Below are 1,428 nucleotides of genomic sequence, written 5' to 3'. Positions count from 1 at the left end.
TGGACTGCCCCCGAAAAGTTGGACAGTTTTAGCCAGTGGCCTGAGTCCTGTAGCTGACAGGGCTCAGACCATTGAGTTTCAGCCTGATGCGGTCATGGTTGTAGTAATGGATGTACTCCTCCAGGCCCGCCTTCAGCTGTTCGACGCTTTCAAAGCGCTTCAGGTAGAAGAACTCTGACTTCAGTGTGCCGAAGAAGCTTTCCATCGCTGCATTATCCAGACAATTGCCCTTGCGAGACATGCTCTGCTTCACACCGCGCGCTGCGAGCTTATGGCGGTATTGGGGCTGCTGGTAATGCCATCCCTGGTCTGAGTGGATCACTAGCTTGGGCTTTTCACCCAACCCATCGAGCGCCTTTTCCAGCATGTTCCCAACCAAGCCATAGGTAGGCCGGCAAGCTGTTTCATAGGCGATGATCTCACCGTTGTACAAGTCCATCACGGGCGACAGGTAGAGCTTTTGTTGGGCCACTTTGAACTCAGTGACATCGGTCACCCACTTCTGGTTGGGGCGTTGCGCGACGAAATTACGCTCAAGCAAATTCATGGCCACCTTGCCGACAATGCCGCGATAGGATCGATACTTCTTCGGGCGTACAACGGACTGCAAACCAAGCTCAGCCATCAACCGTTCAATGACCTTCTTGTTGACCAAGGTCCCCTGATTCCTGATGGCAAGGGCAATGCGGCGGTAGCCATACAGCCCTTTCTCCTCGTGATAGACACGCTGCACCAACTCCTTGAGCGAGGCGTGCCTGTCCGGCTTTTGCTGGCACTTGACCTGGTAATAAAAGGTACTGCGTGCCAACCCCACCATCTGCAAGAGGTCAGGCAGCGGATATTTATGTCTGAATTTGCAGACGATCAGGGCTTTTTCGTCCGTGTTCGCTCCTTCTCCTCTCGCAGAGCCTTTAACTCCTTTAGGACATCATTCTCCATGCGCAGATACTCGAGCTCGCTCAACAACTGCTCACGAGATTTCTCTGCGTCATTGGTGTCTGTCGGCTTGATGGGCTTAATTTTCTTCGGCACGGCTGATTTTCTTTGTTTGGCGAGAGTGGCTACAGGACTGCCACTGTAGTGCTGCCGCAGCCAAATGCCTATCTGTGAGGACTGTCCAAGGTCAAAGTGCGCCGCTGTTTGGCGCAGGGACAGGCGATGCTCAAGCATGTACTTGAGCACCCGCCGCTTGAATTCCTCGGTGTAGCGGCGACCATGCGAGCGAGGGCTGAGGCTGGCATCGGCTTGGTAGCCAGCAACCCAGCGCCGAAGCAGGCTGAAATCGATGCCAAAGTGTTGTGCCACCTTGCGAAAGCCCCGGCTGCCCTCTAGGTAAGCGGTGATAGCCGTGAGCTTGAACTGCTCTGTGTATTTACCCATAGATCCCCCAAGGGTTGGATTGGTGTCCAACTTCTTGGGGGCAGTCCA

At 54.4% G+C, this 1,428-nt stretch carries 1 protein-coding gene; it reads right to left on the bottom strand.

Annotation, left to right across the window (positions count from 1 at the left end):
* Positions 1-28 precede the first annotated feature (28 nt).
* A protein-coding gene (locus RYH74_RS26240) for an IS3 family transposase (protein ID WP_410903332.1) occupies positions 29-1,380 on the bottom strand; the annotation gives its coding sequence in 2 pieces (ribosomal slippage) (positions 29-909 and positions 909-1,380; 1,353 coding nt in all).
* Between the last annotated feature and the right edge of the window lie 48 nt (positions 1,381-1,428).

It is taken from the genome of Pseudomonas sp. LSJ-87 (assembly GCF_032971465.1).
Taxonomy (GTDB): Bacteria; Pseudomonadota; Gammaproteobacteria; order Pseudomonadales; family Pseudomonadaceae; genus Aquipseudomonas; species Aquipseudomonas putida_Z.
The sequence above is the reverse complement of the archived record's forward strand: the minus strand, read 5'-3'. Positions and strand labels throughout refer to the sequence as shown.